This window comes from Marinobacter sp. tcs-11, assembly GCF_002049515.1.
In the GTDB taxonomy this organism is placed as follows: Bacteria; Pseudomonadota; Gammaproteobacteria; order Pseudomonadales; family Oleiphilaceae; genus Marinobacter; species Marinobacter nauticus.
In genome coordinates this window covers 21,016-40,364 of sequence record NZ_LLYU01000018.1, presented here as the reverse complement: position 1 = coordinate 40,364, position 19,349 = coordinate 21,016, and the positions used below count along the sequence as shown (strand labels likewise).

Here is a 19,349-nt window from a genome sequence, read left to right as displayed (position 1 = left end):
CAACAATAACAAGGATTATCCATGGTCCACGCTCGCACCCGAAAACCCTCTGTTCTCATTATCGGTACCGGATTCGGCGGAATCGGTATGGCCATCAAACTCAAACAGGCAGGATTTACGGACCTGACTCTGCTGGAAAAAGCCGGCGGTGTGGGCGGAACCTGGCGTGACAACACATACCCCGGCGCGGCCTGCGATGTTCAGTCCCACCTCTACTCCTACTCGTTCGAGCCCAAACACGACTGGAGCCGGAAATTCGGAGCTCAGCCTGAAATCCTCGAATACATGGAAGCCTGTGTTACCAAATACCAACTGGAGCCTCACATCCAGTTCAATCAGGCGGTAACGTCCGCAACATTTGACGATCACAGCAACCAGTGGCGCGTGGTGACCGAAACCGGCGACACATTCAACGCCGACGTGTTAATCACCGCCACTGGCCAGTTGAACCGGCCAGCCATACCGAACATTCCGGGGCTCGAGACCTTCCGGGGCGCCTGCTTTCACTCCGCCCGATGGCAGCACCACACCGAGCTTCGCAACAAGCGCGTTGCGGTAATAGGAACCGGCGCCAGCGCGATTCAGTTTGTGCCCGAAATTACGCCACTGGTCGGGCAACTGGACCTTTACCAGCGCTCAGCCGCCTGGGTATTGCCCAAGCCGGACCGGCCGTTTCACCAGTTTGAGCAAGCACTGTTTAAAAAGCTGCCACTGTGGGACCGACTCTACCGGGGCCTCATCTACTGGAAGAACGAATCCCGGGCTCTGGCATTTACCCGTTTCTCGTGGATTCTGGATCTGTTCGCCCACCAGGCCCGGAAAGAAGCCCGCCGCTGGGTAACAGACCCGGATAAGCTCCACCATTTGATTCCCGATTACCGCATTGGCTGCAAGCGAATCCTTATATCCAATGATTGGTACCGAGCGGTCAATCAGCCCCACGTGAACTTGCTCACAGACGGCATCGCCCGAATAGACGAGACCGGGATTGTGTCTGAAACAGGCGAGCACCGGCCTGCCGACATCATCATCTTCGGTACTGGCTTTCGGGCCAGCGAGTTTCTCTCGCCCATCCACATTGCCGGCCGTGAGGGTCTGACGCTGAATGACGCGTGGACCAACGGCAGCAAAGCCTTCAAAGGCATCTCAGTCAGCGGATTCCCCAATCTTTTCATGCTCTATGGCCCGAATACCAACCTGGCCCACAATTCGATACTGTTCATGCTCGAATCTCAGTACCGGTACGTGTTAAGTGCCCTGGACGCCCTCTCCCGCTACCCCGGCGCGGCCATGGATGTGCGGGAGGATCGCCAGAGCCGATACTGCCAGGTGGTCCAGCGCGGCCTGGAAGGCAGTGTATGGGATGCTGGCTGCAGCTCCTGGTATCTGGACGAGCATGGGCGAAACACCGTGAACTGGCCCGGCTTCACCTTCAGTTACCGGTTTGCGACCCGGTCAGTGGATACCGCCGACTACCAGTTTCTTGACCCGGTGAACGCCTGAGCCCGGCAGCACGGAACCGCCCCGCCGAGGTCTCTCATGAATTTCAACGCCAGGGTTGAACCGCGCTCTTATACATAGGATGATTGGATCACCATATAGAGGGATGATCCATTATGCTGACACCAATCCGCAAAGGTTCGCTGGTCGAAACCGCCATTGACAGTCTCCGGAAAACGATTGAGAGCGGGGAATGGCCGGTAGGTACTCGCTTACCCGTCGAGGCAGAGCTCTCGGAGGCTTTAGGGATCAGTCGCAATACAATCCGCGAAGCCGTAAGGGTTCTGGTGCACGTTGGCATGCTGGAAACCCGACAGGGAGACGGGACCTACGTGCGCGCAAACAGGGACGCCGGAGAAACACTTAGGAGAATTGCCCGGAGCCGACTGGCAGAGCAGATTGAGGTCCGGATTACGCTGGAGACGGAAGCGGCGCGCCTGGCAGCAAGGCGCCGCAACGAAGCGGACCTTAAAGCCATGACCGAGGCCCTGGATGCGCGAGCGGCGGCCGGAGAAGTCATTACGGACCGTATACGGCACGACGAGCGGTTTCATCACTCATTGGTGCGTGCATCTCACAATTCTGCCCTGATTGAGCTCTACGACTATTTCTCTCACGCGGTCAGCCAGACCATCGAGCGAACCGAAATGGATTCAGACCTCCCGGAACCCAGCCAGGAAGCCCACGAACTGCTGTTGGCAGCCATTCGCCGGAAAGATGCCGATAAAGCGGAGGCACTGTCGAGGGCGCTTCTGACACCAAGCCTCAATGCCCTCAGTGGTAAGGAGTAAGCTGTGAAATTCCGGATAGACACCTTTACCCTGCTGTTACTTGGCGCCATTGTTCTCGCCTCGTTCCTGCCGGTGACGGGACAGGCGGCAGAAGCGCTCGGCACCGCAGGCACCATCGCAGTGGCCTTACTGTTTTTCTTTCATGGCGCAGCCCTGTCCAGACAGCAGATCATCGACGGCGCCACCCATTGGCGGCTGCACATCCTGATTACCGCCCTCACCTTCGTGTTTTTCCCCCTTGCCGTACTGCCGGTCAATGAGCTGAACACTATTGCGCCCGAGTGGATGCCCAAAGACCTGGGGCTGGGTTTTCTGTATCTGGGCGTACTTCCATCCGCTGTATCTTCTTCGATTGCCTACACCGCCATGGCCCGGGGCAACGTACCGGCTGCCATCTGCAGTGCGGCCGCATCCAATGTGTTCGGCATGATGCTGACACCGTTTCTGTTGCTGCTCCTGGTATCCACCTCGGGTGCCGGAGAGTTCTCGGTTGCCGTGGCACTGAAAGACATCGTGCTTCAGCTACTGCTGCCATTTGCGGTTGGCCATGCCCTGCGCCCCTGGCTCGGCGGCTACCTGTCACGCAATGAGTCACTGATGGCGCGCTATGACCAGTGTGTGATCTGGATCATCGTATACTCCGCCTTCTCTCACTCCGTGGTTAGCGGGTTGTGGCAGAACCTTCCGGTACAGGCCATCGTCCTGGCGATTCTGATCTGCTTCGGCTTGTTGGGGCTGTTTATGCTGATCGCTCGATTGATGGTGAGAAAGCTGGGGTTCAGTCTGGAGGATGAAGCCGCGGTGGTTTTCTGTGGTTCGAAGAAGAGCCTGGCATCTGGATTGCCGATGGCCAAAGTGCTGTTCTCTGGCCATCCGGGGTTTGGCATGATCGTGTTGCCGATTATGTGCTACAACCAGATCCAGGTGATTGTCGGGGCCATTCTTGCGCAGAAGTATCGTGAGAAAATTCAACAGGCAAAATCAGCCCCCGCCCATGCCTCCGAAAATGGTTGCCAGAATCGCTAAACCCACAATCCAGCCAATAACCGCCGGCCAGAAATTGACCATCTGTGGAGGCTGGTCGGCGGAATCGCTTTCCCCCTCCCCCATGCCTCGGCCAGATAGCATATCCGACTCCGGGTAAGTCCGTGGATCCGGTTCTTCAACAACATCTTTCAGGCTGAACCACTCGAACCAGTCCCCCAGAAAGCGCGCGACCGGAGCCGGAAGCGCGCCGTTTTCTGCCAGCGGGCGAACCTGGGGCTCCAACTGGCGACCAATCTCCCGGCGAACATCAACACGATCTGCCGGGGGTTCACACAGGATGGCCTTCCAGATAGCAACGTCCTGCTGGCGGTAATTATCGTTCATCAACGCCCTGATCTGGATAATGACTTCCCGGGTAACCTGGGCCTCTTCGGACGTCAGCGCCCGGGAATCAGCGTCTTCATAGCGGAGTTGTCCGGAATCATTGTCTGTCGGGCTTGATGACGGGCCCCCGTCCGGCGCATTGGCCGTCGATTGGGGCTCCGCGCCACCGGTCGCTTCACGGTAGGCCCGCTCCAGGGCTTGAGCCTCATCGCCTGACGCAAACTTCAACTGACGCTCGTAGGCCTGGCGTATCCGATCCTGGTCGCCCGTCGGCTCGATTCCGAGAAGATCCCAACAGTTCATACAACAGCAACTCCGATAATGGAAAATCTGTATTCTTTATAGAGACAAACGAGGCTCTCTCACTTAGGATTAGTTGAGAACCATAACAATATTTTCATCTCGGCAAATTATAGAACGACACACATGGCCATTACGAATTACCTGTTTGCAAAGCAACGCTCTCTTCATCGCTTGCAAGGACGCATATGGTTGTCGGTTTCTCTCTCTGCGGCCCTGAGCGGGACGGCATTACCCGGCACCGCACAAACTCTCGATTCCGGTTTCGAGGACAGTATTCCCGGCTTGAACGCCGCGATACCGGAAGTGCTGACCACCACCAGACTGCGGCAGCCCAAAACCCGAGTGCCCGGCAGTACGACGGTGATTGCCGGAGACCTGATTCGGGACCTGGGTATCAGAAGCCTGTATGAAGTCTTCCGGCTGGTGCCAGGCATGGTGGTGAACTTTGTTGGCAGCCATCAGCCCGTGGTTACCTACCACGGCACAGTCCACTACGAACAGCGGAGAATGCAGGTTCTGGTAGACGGCCGGACGGCTCACCGGGCAACCCTGTCCGACATGGACTGGGAAACCATGCCTGTGCCCCTCGAGCTGATCGAGCGCATTGAGGTTGCCAGAGGACCGAATTCGGCCGCCTATGGTATCAACGCATTTCTGGGCACCATCAACATCATTACTCGGGATCCTGCGGACAGCGCCAACCTGGAAACGACGGTCACCAGTGGCTCCAGAGGCTACCTGCGCACGTTTGCCTCCACCGGCAATGCGGATTCGAGTTACGACTGGCGCCTGAGTTTCGAGAGACGCAAGTTCGACGGATTTGATTATCAGGTCGATGACGATGAACGCTTCCCGTTCAATGATGGCCACGATATCAACTCTTTTATCTACGATTCTCGACTGACATTTACGCCGGGGACTAACCTGGAACTTCAGGGCGGCGTGGTCGATGGCACCAAATACCAGGACAAGGACAAAAGCGGCGAACTCAATCCGCTGGACCATCCGGACATCGACGTGCGGGACTACTATCTGCAAAGCAAGCTCAACCATAGTTTCTCAAGCGAGCATTTCATCCACTTGCAGGCCAGCGTTGAGAACTTTGACCGGCGCCAGGAATATGCCATCAGTTTCCCGGACAGCACGGTGGAATGCCTCCGAAACAACACTCCATTGTACGAGTACACGTACACGGCCGGCGGGCGGGAACGGCGCTGTTTCATATCCCAGGGCGGTCCCGACGCTTTTGCAGTAGTGGATGCAGATTCCGAAGATACCCGGATTGAACTGGAAGCTCAGGATACGCTGATTGTCAGCGACAGCCTGAAACTGGTTTCCGGCGCGGGTTTCCGTAAAGATATCTTCCGTTCAGAAACCTACTTCAACGGGCGCGGAAACAACTATCAGTCCCGCTTGTTCGGCAACCTGGAATACAGTCCCTGGCAATGGGTCACCTTTAATGCCGGCGGCAACTGGGAGCGAACCAGCACCACAGGCGACAGCTATTTCTCTCCCCGCGCAGCCGCAAACTTCGTGGTGAACAATAACCACGCCCTGAGGTTTGTGTTCTCCCAGGCTGTCAGAACTCCTGATGGCTTTGAACAAAGCCCTGACTGGGGATACACCCTGCGTAATGTCAGACCGGCAATCTATTCTGACCTTGATGGTCGCCGCGTCACGATTGAGGACGCCGCCCAGGAAACAGGTATCCTCACACTGGGTAACGATCTTGAGGAGGAGACCATAACCTCTCACGAAATCAGCTACTTCGGGCAGTTTCCTCTGGATCAAGCGTTGTTCTCGCTTGAAGTCAGAGGCTTTCGCGATGAGCTCAGAGACATGATCAGTGGCGTTATCCAGCTCAAGGAGTGGACGCTGGAAAACAACGTGGCCGTTGACCAGAAGGGCTTTGAGGTTGAAGCCAGCCTCGATTTTCCCGGCACCCTGCTTCGAGCAAGCTACGGTTATCTTGATCAGGAGACCTGGTATACCGGCGCGCCGATTCTGGAATCTGACGGCACGGTAAACGAAAACGAGCAGCGCTACATGACCGAACTGCTGGAGCGGATGTCTGTCCGGCACTCGGGTAGCCTGGCGATTATTCAGGATCTTCCCGCAGGCTTTAAGTGGTCTGGTGCATTTTACTGGGCCGACGAATTCAACACCCGGTTTGAACGCTTTGATACCCGGTTGGTGAAACAGATATTCCAGCCCCGTTATACGGCTGAAATCGCGCTATCCATGCAACATTACCTGAACCGGGAACCTGAGCTAAGCTCAGACAACAACATCGAAGATCATAACCAGTTTTTTGTTGAAGCCGGTATTCGCTTTTGACGGTGTGCAGGGCAGGAAACTAAACAGTCAATGGAATGGGCCAGCTGTCAGACGATGCTCAACCCTAACGGTAACGTTACAACGGGCCGTACACTCAAACTTGCCAGATTCACCTCTATGTTGGTCTGGCTGATGGCTTTGCTGTTCGTGAATTCTGGTCTCGCGCTAGGCCAGGAATCGGGGACCGGATCAGCCTATATTGCTGGATCTGGAAACGCGGCTCTGGATGACCACGTTGCTCGCCTGCTGACAGAACAGCTTGGCGACCAGGTCACACTGGAGCCACTGACTGAAAGCCAGCTCGCCGTTCTCGAGAATGAACCAGTGATCGCAATAGGGCCTGCCGCATTCTCACGGGTGCGCCAGGCCAACAGAGATCTTCCGGTTTTGGCATTACTGGTTGATAAGGATTTCATCGAGGGGTATACCACACGATTTTCCGGCCAGGTTTCTGCCGTCTATTACGATGCGCCCTTATTACGGCAAGCCTTGACCGGCAAGGTCATCCTGCCCCAGGCAACCCGCGTCGCCTTGCTTGCCACGACCGAAAGCGTAGAACTTTACGAACCCCTCATCGATCAACTGGCACCCTACGGCCTGGAGGCCAAGGTCTTTATTGCCGATACCGAGGATCAACTTATCCCAAGCCTGATTCGTGCCCTCAGCTTCGGTGATTTTCTGCTTGCCGGACAGGATGATGCCATTTACAACCCACGCAATATCAAACACATTCTGCTAACCGCCTATCGCAGGAACAAGATCCTGATCGGCCCGAGCCAGGCCTACGTCAAGGCCGGCGCCCTCGCCTCCAGCTACGCGCCGTTCATTGAGATGGCTGAGCTTGCAGCCGGTCACCTGATAGCCTATTTCGACTCCGGTACCTTCCCGGCGCCAACCTACCCGGACGAATACCGGGTTGAGGTAAACCAGCAGGTTGCGCGATCCCTGAACATCCCGATGCCAGAACGGGAGTGGATTGCCCAGGCGGTACAAAACATGATTAGCGAGAACAACCAGGAGGCCGGCCAATGAGCAACACAGCCAACACTCCCGGCATGTCGCTCTCGCGGCGCCTTCTCCTGCTTGGCGCCCTGCCCGCGGTCGTGATTTTTGTGGCGTTGATGGTTTTCTTTACCTCAGCCCGTCTCGAAGATGCCCGTCTGGATCTGGCCCAAAGCAGTCAGATGCTCGCAGACAGCCTCGCCCCAGCACTTGAGTATGCCGTGGTCTCCGGTAACTCAACGGCTCTGGAGCAGGTCCTCGGGCAGTCCCTGAAACGCAGCAAAGCAGACTGGATTCGCGTGACCGACGTCGTTGGCGAAGAGCTCGGTTTTGTCAGCCGAGGTATCGAATCGGAACATACAGCAGACGGAATCTTCGACATCTATGACGCCGAGATTCTGCAGGAACCACTGGAGATCGGTTCTGGTGGAGCGGGTGACTGGTTTACCGGCGGCTGGAACTTCAATTCCGGATCGCTTCGGGTGGGACTGGTGCAAGTCGGGGTGAACCCCGACGTTCTGGAAACCCGAAGGCAGGATATTCTCTGGAGCTCCCTGACCGTGGGCTTTGCCTTGCTGGTGTTCAGCCTGCTGCTGGCAAACCATTTCCTGAACAATATCCTTCAGCCCATGCGACAACTGTCCAGCCGCGTTGGCAAGCTGATTGTTGGTGACTACACCACGCAACCGGTCTCCAGCAAGGGCAGTGCCCGGGAAATTGCGGAGATACAGCAACAGTTGAACGAACTCGCAGTTCATCTGGAACAACTTCGGTCTGCCCGGGACCAGACACTGGCGATTTCTGAAAGTGCCCGGGAGAAAGCGGAACACGCCAGCCAGGCCAAGTCAGAGTTTCTTGCCACCATGAGCCACGAACTTCGGACTCCCCTGAACGGCGTGCTCGGCATGGTTGACCTGATTCATGAAGAGCCGTTGACCAAGCGCCAGAGCGACTACCTGACCACGGCCCGGCAATCCACGGAAGACCTGCTGACCGTGATCTCCGATATCCTGGACTACGCCAGAATGGACAATGGCAATCTGGTATTGGACCAACAGGCCTTCGATCTTCAGAGCCTGTTCACCAATTGCGTCGCCTCCTACCGTCACGCCGCAGAAAAGCAGGGGCTGAGCCTGGATCTCCAGTTCCTCGGTGAATGGCCACGGCATCCTGCCGTGCTTGGAGATGCGCCGCGGGTGAGGCAGATTCTTGCCGGGCTGATCGACAACTCACTGAAGTTCACCAGCGAAGGATTCGTCGGCATCCGGGTGAACTGGCTTGAGCTTGAAAACCACTGCGTACTCGTCCAATGCTCGGTTAAGGATTCAGGCTCTGGTATTCCTGCGGAACGACTGCAAAGTGTCTTCAACAGCTTTGAGCAGCTGGACGCCGGCGATAACCGGGCTCACGGTGGCACAGGGCTTGGGCTGTCGCTGGTTCAGCGCCTGGTCGAATTGATGGGTGGGCATGTGCAGGTGGAGTCCGACATCGGCCAGGGATCCTCATTCCGGTTCGAGCTGCCTTTCGAGCTAGCCTATCAGAATCCTCCAACCGATGAGCCACGGGAACAGGTGACCGGTACCGCCCGGGCCCTGGTGGTCGAGGATAACCTGGTGAACCAGAAAGTAACGGAAGCGCTGTTGCGGAAGTTCGGATTCCAGACCGAATGCGTGACCAATGGTACCGATGCTGTTAGACGAATCAAAAATGACCACGAAGGTTATGATGTCATTCTGATGGACTGCCAGATGCCAGTAATGGATGGCTATGATGCCACCCGTATGATCCGCGACTGGGAACAGGGAAATGGTCAGAGCGGCGTACCCATTATCGCACTGACCGCCGATGTGTCTGAGGATACTGAGAAAGCCTGCAAAGAAGCAGGTATGAACGACTATCTGACCAAGCCCGTGCGAAGGGATACGTTGCGGGAGGTACTCTCTCGCTGGATTCGCGTGTAATAACGAGCGCCGGAGCTGGCAGGCTTTGCACTCCGGCGCTATCCACCCTGTCAGGCCACCGGCTCTCGCATGGTGACAAACTCTTCAGCGGATGTCGGGTGAATGCCCATCGTAGCGTCAAACTGGGCCTTGGTGGCACCGGCTTTAATAGCCACCGCCAGTCCCTGGATGATTTCACCGGCATCCGGCCCAACCATATGGGCGCCCAGTACCTTGTCTGAACTATCATCCACAATCAGCTTCATCAGACAGCGCTCATCACGGCCGCTCAGGGTGTACTTCATGGGGCGAAACTCGGAACGGTAAATCCGCAGCGAATGCCCCGCGTCCCGCGCTTCTTTCTCGGTCAACCCGACCGTTCCGATATTAGGCTGACAGAAGACAGCGGTCGGTATTGCGCTGTAGTCCATATCACCCTGGCCATCACCAAACAGCCGCCGGGACAGCACCATGGCCTGCGCCAGCGCAACCGGCGTTAGCTGCGGCGTTCCGATGACATCACCAAGGGCGGAGATGGACGGTACCGCCGTCTGGAAATGATCGTTCACCTCAACATGACCCGAAGCATTGAGTTCCACTCCCAGATCGGTCAGCCCGAGTCCGTCTACGAGCGCGCGGCGACCTGTCGCAGCCATAACCAGCCCGGTCTCCATGCTGCTGCCATCGCTCAGATTCACCTGGTAGTGAGCATTCAACTGCTCGACAGATTCAATCGTGACATTGAACCGGAGATCCACGCCTTTCTTGCGCATCTCCTGTTCCGTGAACTTGCGGATATCCTCGTCAAACCCTCGCAGGAACAGCTCGCCCCGGTACAGCAGCGTGGTCTCCACACCAAGACCCGCGAGAATGCCGGCGAACTCGACGGCAATGTAACCACCGCCCCAGACCACGGCGTGGCGAGGTAACTGTGGCAGGTAAAACATCTCATTGGAGGTGAGCAGAAATTCCTTGCCGGGAACATCCGGAACCACTGGCCAGCTGCCCGTGGCAACTGTGATGTGCGCTGCCGAAAAAGCTCTATCACCAACGATCACCGTGTGAGGGTCGCGGAGACTGGCCGTACCCTCAATGATGGTGACGCCGGCATTCTCGAGCAATCGGCCATAAATGCCATTCAAGCGCTCTATCTCGGCATTCTTGTTGGCGACCAGCGTTGGCCAGTCAAACGAGACATCGTCTGTTGGCACAGACCAGCCATATCCATTTGCATCTTCGAGCTCTTCCCTGACGTGCGCTCCATAGACAAAGAGTTTTTTCGGAACACAACCCACGTTAACGCAGGTTCCTCCCAGATAACGGGATTCAACCACCGCCACCCGCGCACCGCGCTGGGCCGACATGCGGGCGAGCCGGACACCGCCGGAACCGGCCCCGATAACGATCAGATCAAAATCATGGCTCTCAGACACTGTTTCTCCTGTTTACTTCAAGATTGCTGCTGCCGGGGCTCACTCGACTGATCTTCGTCTGCGAGCACTTCCCGGAACAACACGTGGTCTTCAAAATCACCAAGCCGGATCTTGCCCAGGCTTCGGAACCCCTCGGATTCATAAAACGGCAGGTAACGGCTGTTCCCGGTATCGAGCACCAATCCACTGCCCCGGGGGGTTTCCTCACACAGGCGCTCCACTGCCTGCAGCAACATCCGACCATACCCCTTGTGCTGGTATTTTGGGTTGACTCCCATCAACGGCAACTGATGCGCCTGCCTCTGCGGCAAAAGGTCGCGAATCCTGCGATGATACTCCAGATACCGGCGCGTAGATGAAAAGCCCGCCGTCAGAACCATACGCACCCGCCAGCCAAGCTGGTCTGCCAGATTCAGCCTGAGTTCCGGCTCACCTACAAACGCAACCGCGACCAGTGTTTCGTCCACCATCACACCGATGGCATCCTGATTCAGCTCCAGATAAAGGTCGATCAGTTCCCGGATGGTCGCCCTCACCCTCTGGCTGTAACCGGGTTTCCGGTGATCGAACAGGTACTGGAATGTCGGCTCCTCCCGATAGGCATGAAAAAGCACCGACTGGGCCTCGTTTCGTGCCGTCTCGTCCAGGCGAACCAGAACAGCTTCAGCATTATTGTTGTTGTCTGCCATCGTGTTGCTCCCTCGCTAGTGTGGGGTCACGCTTGCCGGTCAGATCGCCAGCGTAAGCCTCACGGATACCTGCCCGGGCCCATTGCCCCGATCAAGTGCGGCCTGGTCAATCACCACGCCATGATTACTGTGCAAACGCTCAAGCCAGGCTGCCACATCCGCATAGGCGGCGTTTTCAAGCCAGACCCGGATGGCACCCTCACCGCTGGGCTCGAAGCGTTGCAAAGAAAGCCCCGCCTCTCCGGCTGAACGAGTCACCAGGGCCATCAATGCCCGCCCGTCTTCCGGCTTGTCAGCCCCTGCCGCAGTTGTCGCTGCGCCACCAGCCGAGCCCAGGCGCTGAATGGTCGTCTCGTTAGCCCGCATCCAGGCCAGGAGTTCTGCGGCATTCTCACGACTCGAGGCAGCCCGGTCATGAAACTGAGTCACCGGCTGCCAGATCAGCAGATAAATCAATGCCAGCAACAGGGCTATACCCAGAGCAGTCAATGCCTGACGGTCGCGGGTGGGTAACTGATCATAGCGAGCAATCAGTTTGCCCACGGCTGGTTGATCCTTGATGCGTGACCACATGGGCTTATCCTCCTGAGACCGTGAGGCGGCCTCGGGCGCCGCTGGATTCGTTGACCACGGAACCGATCTGGGCCTGCAGCCCTTCGCTGGCCAGTCCGTTACGCAGACGGCTTAACCGATCATAACTGTCGGCCCGGATATCCACCACGAGTTCGCCCCGGCTCCGGCTGTAGTTGATCGAGTTAAAGGTAACAGCTCCGGGATTCTGCAGCCGGCCGTACTGATCGCCGGTGTATTTCATCAGGGTGATAAAATCGACGTCAGAGCCCTGGGAGCCAGCAACCCGTAACTGGCCTTCGATCACACGTCGTACGTTTCCGGCATGGGTTCGGCGGTCCGAGGGAAAGGCATTCCGGTAAACTGCCATGGCCTGGCTTTCAAGCTGCTCCGCTTGCTGCTGCTGGTAGATTCCCATACCGATCTCCAGCCCCATCTGGATCACGAACCAGAGTGATGCTACGGCGATAAGCGGCTTCCAGGGTTTCAGGGGGCTGCTGCCCTCCGCCTTGAACGCGAACGCCCCCTGGCACAGATTAATGGGCTGGCTCAGGTGATGGTGGTACGACCACGCCAGGAACTCGGTTACTGAAAACTCCAACGGCTTCTTTTCGATACGAAGAAGCCCGGTGGTTCCCGAAAGCTCGCTCACCAGGGCCTGGCTCGCGTCCAGATCTGCCTCGGTGCCATATAGCTGCACCGGAATTTCGGCCACCACTTCGTCAGACGAAGGCGCAGCAAGTGTCACTGCAAGCAGCGGAAGATTATCTGCCTGCATGCGCAGCCACTCTCCCCGCTGGCTCTGCAGAAGTGCCGACTCTGCATCCAGGCAGATGACCCATCCGGATTCCGCCGCTGGCAACAGTGAAGCGTCTGGATAGACGGCCTCCAGACGGGCGTGGTACCAGCCAGAAAACAGTTGGCGCCAGCGAGCCATCTGCTCGCGATCGATGGCAGCAACCCGGTAGCCCTCAGGCGTGTGCGGCCCCAGCGCGAGATGAACCGAGTCAATGTCCTGGGCTATCTGCTCCTCAACGGCATACGGCAAGGCCTGCTGAATAAAACGGGTCTGTTTCGCCGGTATATCCGCCAGACAGAAAACTGCCTCATCACCGGGAATCAGTCCGATCAGCAGCACTTTCTCCAGCGCATTCTGTGCCAGCGTTTGCTCGATATGCTCCCGTGTATCAGCCGTGCCTCTGGCCTGAGCATCGCCACTGGCATCCTGGAGCACCCAGCTGAACAGCTGGGCATCGGGGCTCTGGTCCGGGTCCGCATACGGAGGCACCGGCCGGACAAAAAGGCGGTAAGACATGGTTATCCTTCTGAGAAAGTGTAAGGTTCCTTGGTAATGCGATTCTTCTGCCCGGTATCCCTGTGAACCGTCCGGACTTCGCCCTCCGGGTTTCTATACACGGTGCTGACCATATTGACGACACGATTATCGTAGGTAATCCGTGAGACAACTTCAAAAAAACGGGTCTGAAGCGTTAACCCGTTGGCTTTCAGCCCCATCCCCGAGAACTCCGGCAGTGCCAGGAAATCCTGAAGGTTTTCGAATCGTTCTTCTTCGCGCTTGGCAATAATCGATTCCGCCTGAGCCTCATTCATATCCTCGTGCAGACTCATCAGAACCTGGGCCGTCGCGGTATTCACGTTAATGCCGACGCCGGAGACTGGCAGCGCCACCAGATGAGGCCGCAGCGCAGCATAGATTTCCTCGGTCATGCCCTCAATCAGACGCAACTCGGTAATGGAAACAAAGGGCTGGTTGCCAGTGCGATACGGAGGGTCTGCCATCAGATACTGGCCGTCTTCGGCGCCATAAGCACTGATGGCCTGGTCGTCGGCGTCCATCCAGTCAATGAGCGGGTCTACGGTGAGGCCGGTGATACCCAGAGCACGAAATAACCGGGTGAGCCGGTCTTTGGTGATGGGGTCCACTTCTCCGCTCGCGGTAACCAGATTATTCAGGTTGATTCTTCCTCCAAGATCATCGATCTGGACCTCGGCAACACCACTGTCGTCCAGAGGCAGAATGGCAGCGTGCATGGCCCAGAACTCATCCGGGCTGTCGACCATCACACTGTTTTCCTTATCCTCTTCGTAGTCCCGAACCAGAATACGCTTGGCAAATTCCTCGGCACCCAGAGCAATACTCTGGCCTTGTTGCTGGGCCAGGTAATGGCCAGCCTTGAACACCCGCAGGCTTTGCTGGCGGGTCATGCCCGATGCCATCAATACCACCAGAGCCATCGCCAACAGCACCATGATCAGGGCGACGCCCTGCTGCCTGCTCCCGGCAAACTTAATCATTGCCGGTCACCCCGCCCGCGGCCTGGCCAGATCCGTCTTCAGTCGCGTCATCTTCCGACTCGGCCTGGGTCTCCTGTTGCTGATTGATCACCGCCTGAGCCTGCGACGGTTCAAAATCCGGCAAACTGAACGTGCGGACCAACTCACCAAAGCGTTCATGTTCCAGTGTAATCTCAATCCCGCGAGGCAATGAGATGTCGGGTCGGGTTCCCGGCGTCATCTGCGCCAGAGCATCATCTTCCGGCCATTGCTCCTGCCAGTTACCGTTCTCATCCAGAAACCGGATTTCAAACTCCAGAACCCCGTCCAGCATCAGAATGTCCAGGCTTTCGTCTTCCTGCCCCTGATCCACCACAGGCCAATACCGACGGCGCAGTTCAGTTCCGGTATATTCCCAGCCGACGCGCTGCAGACCGCTACGCCGGAGACCAAGCGGATTGCGCCAACCCTGGCGGGTCAGCATCAACGCAAACGCATCATCCCTTGAGGTTAAGGACGGTGAATAATCACCATAAACATCCCGGGCGGGCCGGTTGATGATCTGGGTGATGTCACGTTCCAGCAGCAACATGGTTTTCTGCAAACCGTCGAACGCCTGGGCAACCTCATCCACCCGGTCCCGGGAGTTCATTACACTGCTCACCACCTGCCAAACACCCAGCCCGATCACGGCTGTGATAGTGACGGCAATCAGCACCTCCATCAGCGTAAAACCGGACTCCCCGGCTAACCTGACCTGGCGCGCGGGCATGCTCATCAGGTTTCTCCCAGGAAGGCAGCCAGGGTATGGACGGCAAACGGTTCCGATTGCGCCCCGGAGTATTTGGCTACGGTTACCTCAATCCGCCGCATCGTGGGCTCTGCCGTAGCCTCAACAACGGTGGTGACGCGCCAGCGGAAATTTCCGAAGTCGGTATCTTCCGAATTCTCCGAAATCCCCGGCAGCTCATCCTGAAGCCGTAGTTCGTTAATCCGGTTTTCCGCCACCCAGCCTGCCAGCGTCTTGTCACGTATGCGCTCGAAACTGGTGATGTAATTCCCGCCGACTTCGGCGGCGGCCGTTGCAATCAGACCGAACACGAGCAATGCGACGAGGACTTCAATCAGGGTGAAACCACGCTGAGGCCGACTCATGACTCATCCCCGGAACCAGGTTTGCGCCATTCCAACGGCGAGACGCCATCTGAAGCAACCACGTGCATCAGGTCAGTGTCCCGGCCCAGGGTGAATTCGATTTCAAACGGTGTGGTTTCCCCACTGGAGAAGAACACCACGTCTGGCCTGAGCCGATCCTCGGCCGAGGCCAGTCGCGGAGCGTCACTTTCGATATACTGGGTAACGGTCAACCATTCCGGGAGGGTTCGCTTGTGGAATATGCGCTCACCTGAGGATTTCCACTCGCCTGTCTTATCCTGAAACGCCACGAACCGATAGCCGTCTTCTTCCAGCAGCAAACCCATTTCCAGGTTATTGAGAACCGCCTGTTCCTGTGCCGTTTGCATCAGGAGGTAGAGCTCCCGAACCTGGCTTTCCAGCTCGCGCTGCTGGGAGCTGCCGGCCATATTGAACACCGCCAGTGCCGCCAGCAGTCCGACGATGATCAGGACAACCAGAATCTCGATCAGCGTAAAGCCGTTTTGGTCAGCCCTGCGGCCCACAATCAATCAGTTCCCGCTGTCCCAGACGCTGATATCAGCTGCGTCGCCATCCCCGCCTTCCTGGCCGTCAGAACCATAGGAATACAGATCGTACGGCCCGTCCACACCAGGGCTGACATACTGGTAGTTGTTACCCCAGGGGTCTTCGGGAACATTTTTCAGGTAGCCGTCCGGGTTCCAGTTTTTCGGCTCAGGGCTGCCGCTGGGCTTGTTGACCAGAGCTTCAAGGCCCTGCTGGGTAGAGGGATAATGGCTGTTGTCCAGGCGATACAGGTCCAGTGCGTTGGCGATGTTACTGATCTGGGTTTCGGCCACCGTCACTTTGGCCTGATCACTCCGCCCCATGATGTTGGGCGCCACAATTGCCACCAACAGGCCGAGAATGACCATCACTACCATGATTTCGATCAGGGTGAAGCCCTTGGTCCGGGCCAGCGCTTTCGGTTGGTTCATGCTCATAGTTTCACTCATCTTGGGTCCGTTGTTTCTCGTCACTTTCAGAAAGATTGTCTGGCTTCCTTGCTGGCCCGACGGTGGGCCATTATCCCACCAGGTTGCTCATGTTCAGAATCGGCAGCATGATCGCCAGAACAATAATCAGCACCACCGCCCCCATGAACAGCAGCATCATGGGTTCAAACAGCCCCACAATAGCGGCGATCTTGGATTGCAGGGTGTTTTCCTGCATGCGGGCCGTGCGTTCAAGCATACTGTCCAGCTCGCCACTGGCCTCGCCACTGGCAATCATATGCAGCATCATTGGCGGGAAGTAACCGGTCTGGTCCAGTGAACGGTGCAACGATCCCCCTTCACTGACCTTCCGGGCAGCCTCCCGCAGTTCCTGCCGGAGATAATCGTTGGAAAGCACCTCCCCGGCAATGCGCATCGCTTCAACCAGTGGTACACCACTGGTGGTCAGAATGCTCAGGGTACTGGCGTAGCGGGCCGTATTCACGCCTCGTACCATGCCTGCAAACAGCGGCAGGTGAAGTAGCCGCTTGTGAAACTTCAGACGCACCGCCGGCTTGGTCAACGCGAAACGGAACCCGATGATCGCCACCACCAGCAAGACTAGAAGGTAGACTCCGAAATTGCCGAGAAATTCCGACACCGAGAGCATAGCTACCGTCAGCGCGGGCAGCTCCTGCCCCTGCTTAAGAAAGACTTCGATAATGTCGGGCACCACATAGGTGAGCAGGAACACCACAATGGCAATAGCTACGACACTCAGGATAATCGGGTAAATGGCAGCCAGCTGAATCTTCTGGCGGGCTTCCTGGCGGCTTTCCGTGTAGTCCGCCAGCCGGTTCAGCACCAGGTCAAGATGCCCGGCATGTTCACCGGCAGCGACCGTGGAGCGGTAGAGCCGGGGAAAGGCCTTGGGGAATTCACCGAAGCTGTCCGCCAGTGTGTAGCCTTCCATCACCTTGGCCCGGATAGCAATCAGCATGCTGCGAATCCGCGGCTTGGTGGATTGCTGGGCGGCCGCACTCAGTGCCTGCTCGACCGGAATCCCGGACTGGATTAGCGTGGCCAGCTGTCGGGTGACCAGCGCGAGATCAGCTGCGCTCAGAGAACCGCGGCTACTTAGTGGGTTGCTACGGGCCTGTTTTTCTACGGCCGCTTCCACCGCCAGCGGGGTCAGCCCCTTTTCCCGGAGTTGCTGGCGCACCGCCCTGGGCGCGTCGGCTTCCAGCACGCCCTGTTTCTGCTTGCCTCTGGCATCCAGTGCTTTGTATTCGTAGGCCGGCATGGATTACTGGCTCCGGTGGGTCACACGCAGTACTTCTTCCACCGTGGTTACGCCATCCAGAATCTTCTGAACGCCATCGGCATGAATACTCGGGCTGTGCAGGCGGGCCTCCCGTTCCAGATCCAGCTCCCCTGCGCGTTTATGAATAAGGGTGCTGATTTCTTCCGTGATCTCGACCACCTCGTAGATACCAATCCGGCCCCGATAGCCCAACTGGTTACAATGCTCACAGCCTTTGGCGCGGAAGATGGTGGGCGGGTTGGCCGGGTCCTGCTGGAGGAACTCACAATGCTCTTCGGTAGGAATATAGGGCTCGCGGCAGTGGGTACAGAGTACCCGCACCAGCCGTTGCGCAACGATACCGACAAGACTGGAGGAGATCAGGAAAGGCTCGATACCCATGTCCATCAAACGGGTAATGGCACCCACGGCGGTATTTGTGTGCAGGGTAGACAACACCAGGTGCCCGGTCAGACTCGCCTGAACGGCAATCTCCGCGGTTTCCAGATCCCGGATTTCCCCGATCATCACCACATCCGGATCCTGGCGCAGAATGGCTCGCAGGCCCCGAGCAAAGGTCATATCCACTTTCGGGTTCACCTGGGTCTGCCCAATCCCCGGCAGGTTGTACTCGATCGGATCCTCGACCGTCAGTATGTTGCGGCTGCGATCATTGATTTCCTGCAGAGAGGCGTAAAGCGTGGTGGATTTACCGGAACCTGTGGGACCGGTCACCAGCAGAATACCGTACGGACGATAGATCAGCTTGCGCAGGGTTTTCAGATCCTGCCCGGCCATGCCGAGTGACTCCAGCCGAATGGTGCCCGCCTGTTTGTCGAGCAGGCGCAGTACCACCCGTTCACCACTGGACGAAGGCATGGTCGACACCCGGATATCAACTTCCCGGCCGGCCACCCTCAAAGCAATGCGGCCGTCCTGGGGTACCCGCTTTTCTGCAATATCGAGTTTTGCCATAACCTTGATCCGCGAGACCAATAATGGTGCCAGCGCCCGCTTGGGCTGGACCACTTCCCGCAACACGCCGTCAATCCGGAACCGGACAATCAGCTGTTTCTCATAGGTTTCGATGTGAACGTCCGAGGCGTTGGTTTTGACCGCCTCGGTAAGAATGGCGTTAATGAGGCGGATAATGGGAGCGTCGTCTTCCTGCTCCAGCAGATCCTCCGTTTCCGGAACTGAGTCCGCCAGGGAGGCCAGATCCATGTCGTCACCGATCCCCTCCACCATTTGCATGGCTTCCGCCGAATCGTTCTGATAGGCGGCATTCAGGGCCTGGTCGAAGCGGTCCGGCTCAACGGTAGAGAACTTCGCCCGGCCACCGCTCACGCGGTTTGCCTCGGCCAGTGCGGTGTGGGAAGCCCCCGGGCGCACGAGAATGACCGGCTCGCCCTCTTCGTTGCGGGTAAGGATGACTCCGTTACGCTTGGCGAAGGTAAAGGGAAGTCTGCCCAGCGGCGCATCCTGCGGCTGAATGTCGGTTTGGGTGGTCAAGCTCGTCCTCGTTAAATCCGTCTGGTCACTGATTGTTCTTATGGGGCCACCCATTACGACGGCCCTCCACGTTGTCAGCGTAAGCAAAAAGGCTACCACAGGAATGGGAACCACTGAACAACTCTATACACTATACTGCCACTAATTCATTGCAGTCTGATAACCTGTGAGCTT

At 57.4% G+C, this 19,349-nt stretch carries 18 protein-coding genes; 6 read left to right on the top strand and 12 right to left on the bottom strand.

All coding sequences use genetic code 11. The annotated features are described in order from the left end of the window. Nucleotides 1-21: 21 nt before the first annotated feature. From ARC85_RS15845 to ARC85_RS15835, 3 genes are all read left to right on the top strand, one after another. Entirely contained in the window at nucleotides 22-1,503 is a 1,482-nt protein-coding gene (locus tag ARC85_RS15845) for a flavin-containing monooxygenase (RefSeq protein WP_011784858.1), read from the top strand. A 113-nt stretch (nucleotides 1,504-1,616) separates the two neighbouring features. Beyond that, nucleotides 1,617-2,291 (top strand): FadR/GntR family transcriptional regulator, encoded by a 675-nt coding sequence (locus tag ARC85_RS15840; RefSeq protein WP_011784857.1) that lies wholly within the window; start codon nucleotides 1,617-1,619, stop codon nucleotides 2,289-2,291. Between the two features lie 3 nt (nucleotides 2,292-2,294). Beyond that, nucleotides 2,295-3,317 carry a bile acid:sodium symporter family protein gene (locus ARC85_RS15835; protein ID WP_286715396.1) on the top strand — a complete coding sequence of 341 codons (1,023 nt, stop codon included), beginning with the start codon at nucleotides 2,295-2,297 and terminating at the stop codon, nucleotides 3,315-3,317. Here ARC85_RS15835 and ARC85_RS15830 read toward each other — a convergent pair. Next, on the bottom strand, nucleotides 3,273-3,965 hold the full coding sequence (locus tag ARC85_RS15830) for a J domain-containing protein (protein ID WP_011784855.1): 693 nt from the start codon (nucleotides 3,963-3,965) through the stop codon (nucleotides 3,273-3,275). The two genes, ARC85_RS15835 and ARC85_RS15830, sit on opposite strands and share 45 nt — an antisense overlap. A 189-nt stretch (nucleotides 3,966-4,154) precedes the next feature. On the opposite strand from ARC85_RS15830, the gene ARC85_RS15825 reads away from it, so the two are divergent. The 3 genes from ARC85_RS15825 to ARC85_RS15815 all read left to right on the top strand — a co-directional run bounded on the left by ARC85_RS15825 (nucleotide 4,155) and on the right by ARC85_RS15815 (nucleotide 9,265). Continuing rightward, a complete protein-coding gene (locus ARC85_RS15825; protein WP_486429119.1) occupies nucleotides 4,155-6,302 on the top strand; it encodes a TonB-dependent receptor plug domain-containing protein in 2,148 nt (715 codons plus the stop codon). Nucleotides 6,303-6,419: 117 nt separating this feature from the next. Next, nucleotides 6,420-7,334: an ABC transporter substrate-binding protein gene (locus ARC85_RS15820; protein ID WP_041656790.1), complete on the top strand. Its 915-nt coding sequence runs from the start codon at nucleotides 6,420-6,422 to the stop codon at nucleotides 7,332-7,334. After that, nucleotides 7,331-9,265, top strand: coding sequence for an ATP-binding protein (locus ARC85_RS15815; RefSeq protein WP_011784852.1), 1,935 nt, complete (start codon nucleotides 7,331-7,333; stop codon nucleotides 9,263-9,265). The genes ARC85_RS15820 and ARC85_RS15815 overlap by 4 nt, the downstream gene beginning before the upstream one ends. A 50-nt stretch (nucleotides 9,266-9,315) precedes the next feature. Here ARC85_RS15815 and gorA read toward each other — a convergent pair whose 3' ends face one another. The 11 genes from gorA to gspE all read right to left on the bottom strand — a co-directional run bounded on the left by gorA (nucleotide 9,316) and on the right by gspE (nucleotide 19,175). Beyond that, nucleotides 9,316-10,677, bottom strand: coding sequence for a glutathione-disulfide reductase (gorA, locus tag ARC85_RS15810; RefSeq protein ID WP_011784851.1), 1,362 nt, complete (start codon nucleotides 10,675-10,677; stop codon nucleotides 9,316-9,318). A gap of 17 nt (nucleotides 10,678-10,694) precedes the next feature. Continuing rightward, complete coding sequence (locus ARC85_RS15805) at nucleotides 10,695-11,366, bottom strand: GNAT family N-acetyltransferase (RefSeq protein WP_011784850.1); 672 nt, start codon at nucleotides 11,364-11,366, stop codon at nucleotides 10,695-10,697. Nucleotides 11,367-11,405: 39 nt separating this feature from the next. Then, complete coding sequence (locus ARC85_RS15800; protein WP_011784849.1) at nucleotides 11,406-11,939, bottom strand: type II secretion system protein M; 534 nt, start codon at nucleotides 11,937-11,939, stop codon at nucleotides 11,406-11,408. Nucleotides 11,940-11,943: 4 nt separating this feature from the next. Beyond that, a complete protein-coding gene (gene gspL / locus ARC85_RS15795) occupies nucleotides 11,944-13,251 on the bottom strand; it encodes a type II secretion system protein GspL (RefSeq protein WP_011784848.1) in 1,308 nt (435 codons plus the stop codon). Between the two features lie 2 nt (nucleotides 13,252-13,253). Continuing rightward, the gene (gene gspK, locus ARC85_RS15790) at nucleotides 13,254-14,252 is read right to left on the bottom strand and encodes a type II secretion system minor pseudopilin GspK (protein ID WP_011784847.1); all 999 of its coding nucleotides are present in this window, start codon (nucleotides 14,250-14,252) and stop codon (nucleotides 13,254-13,256) included. After that, nucleotides 14,245-15,009, bottom strand: a complete 765-nt coding sequence (gspJ, locus tag ARC85_RS15785; protein WP_286715394.1) for a type II secretion system minor pseudopilin GspJ — start codon at nucleotides 15,007-15,009, stop codon at nucleotides 14,245-14,247. Before gspJ ends, gspK begins: the two co-directional genes overlap by 8 nt. Next, the gene (gspI, locus tag ARC85_RS15780) at nucleotides 15,009-15,386 is read right to left on the bottom strand and encodes a type II secretion system minor pseudopilin GspI (RefSeq protein ID WP_011784845.1); all 378 of its coding nucleotides are present in this window, start codon (nucleotides 15,384-15,386) and stop codon (nucleotides 15,009-15,011) included. Before gspI ends, gspJ begins: the two co-directional genes overlap by 1 nt. Beyond that, the gene (gspH, locus tag ARC85_RS15775) at nucleotides 15,383-15,910 is read right to left on the bottom strand and encodes a type II secretion system minor pseudopilin GspH (protein ID WP_014421646.1); all 528 of its coding nucleotides are present in this window, start codon (nucleotides 15,908-15,910) and stop codon (nucleotides 15,383-15,385) included. Before gspH ends, gspI begins: the two co-directional genes overlap by 4 nt. Nucleotides 15,911-15,916: 6 nt before the next feature. Beyond that, nucleotides 15,917-16,363: a type II secretion system major pseudopilin GspG gene (gene gspG, locus ARC85_RS15770; protein ID WP_031210904.1), complete on the bottom strand. Its 447-nt coding sequence runs from the start codon at nucleotides 16,361-16,363 to the stop codon at nucleotides 15,917-15,919. Nucleotides 16,364-16,451: 88 nt separating this feature from the next. Next, nucleotides 16,452-17,663: a type II secretion system inner membrane protein GspF gene (gene gspF, locus ARC85_RS15765; RefSeq protein WP_286715393.1), complete on the bottom strand. Its 1,212-nt coding sequence runs from the start codon at nucleotides 17,661-17,663 to the stop codon at nucleotides 16,452-16,454. Nucleotides 17,664-17,666: 3 nt separating this feature from the next. After that, the gene (gene gspE / locus ARC85_RS15760; RefSeq protein ID WP_014421649.1) at nucleotides 17,667-19,175 is read right to left on the bottom strand and encodes a type II secretion system ATPase GspE; all 1,509 of its coding nucleotides are present in this window, start codon (nucleotides 19,173-19,175) and stop codon (nucleotides 17,667-17,669) included. Nucleotides 19,176-19,349 lie beyond the last annotated feature (174 nt).

Coding starts and splice junctions, on each gene's coding strand:
- ARC85_RS15815 (WP_011784852.1), top strand. CDS start 7,331: ATGAGCAACACAGCCAACACTCCCGGCATGTCGCTCTCGCGGCGCCTT.
- ARC85_RS15830 (WP_011784855.1), bottom strand. CDS start 3,965: ATGAACTGTTGGGATCTTCTCGGAATCGAGCCGACGGGCGACCAGGAT.
- ARC85_RS15840 (WP_011784857.1), top strand. CDS start 1,617: ATGCTGACACCAATCCGCAAAGGTTCGCTGGTCGAAACCGCCATTGAC.
- gspG (WP_031210904.1), bottom strand. CDS start 16,363: ATGAACCAACCGAAAGCGCTGGCCCGGACCAAGGGCTTCACCCTGATC.
- ARC85_RS15845 (WP_011784858.1), top strand. CDS start 22: ATGGTCCACGCTCGCACCCGAAAACCCTCTGTTCTCATTATCGGTACC.
- gspK (WP_011784847.1), bottom strand. CDS start 14,252: ATGATTAAGTTTGCCGGGAGCAGGCAGCAGGGCGTCGCCCTGATCATG.
- ARC85_RS15805 (WP_011784850.1), bottom strand. CDS start 11,366: ATGGCAGACAACAACAATAATGCTGAAGCTGTTCTGGTTCGCCTGGAC.
- ARC85_RS15800 (WP_011784849.1), bottom strand. CDS start 11,939: ATGTGGTCACGCATCAAGGATCAACCAGCCGTGGGCAAACTGATTGCT.
- gspJ (WP_286715394.1), bottom strand. CDS start 15,009: ATGAGCATGCCCGCGCGCCAGGTCAGGTTAGCCGGGGAGTCCGGTTTT.
- gspI (WP_011784845.1), bottom strand. CDS start 15,386: ATGAGTCGGCCTCAGCGTGGTTTCACCCTGATTGAAGTCCTCGTCGCA.
- ARC85_RS15820 (WP_041656790.1), top strand. CDS start 6,420: ATGTTGGTCTGGCTGATGGCTTTGCTGTTCGTGAATTCTGGTCTCGCG.
- gspF (WP_286715393.1), bottom strand. CDS start 17,663: ATGCCGGCCTACGAATACAAAGCACTGGATGCCAGAGGCAAGCAGAAA.
- gspL (WP_011784848.1), bottom strand. CDS start 13,251: ATGTCTTACCGCCTTTTTGTCCGGCCGGTGCCTCCGTATGCGGACCCG.